1 protein-coding gene is annotated in these 338 nt (G+C 34.0%); it reads right to left on the bottom strand.

Annotation, left to right across the window (positions count from 1 at the left end; all coding sequences use genetic code 11):
• Positions 1 to 338, bottom strand: a 338-nt coding sequence (locus ACEN4L_RS13515; protein WP_407123683.1) for a hypothetical protein, incomplete at both ends; no start/stop codon positions are given.

The following is a 338-nucleotide window of genomic DNA, read 5'->3' on the forward strand; positions in this document are numbered from 1 at the left end:
TCACTGATTAAGCGATAAGCAGCATGTGGTTTTAATAAACCTGCCATATCTTTAATGGCAATGATATGCGCCCCTATTTGTTCTAGCTCAATTGCCATATTTTTATAATAATCCATTGTGTATTTTGTTTGAGAAGGATCATTTAAGTCTCCCGTATAGCAAATTGTGGCCTCTGCAATTTTGTTGTTATCTCTAACATACTGGATGCTTTTTTCCATTTGAGGAATCCAGTTTAGACTATCAAAAATACGAAAAACATCTATCCCATTTTTAGCCGCTACTTGAATGAAAGTTTCCAAAACATTATCAGGATAGTTTTCATAACCAACACCATTTGA

It is taken from the genome of Desemzia sp. FAM 23988, from assembly GCF_045528365.1.
Lineage (GTDB): Bacteria > Bacillota > Bacilli > Lactobacillales > Carnobacteriaceae > Desemzia.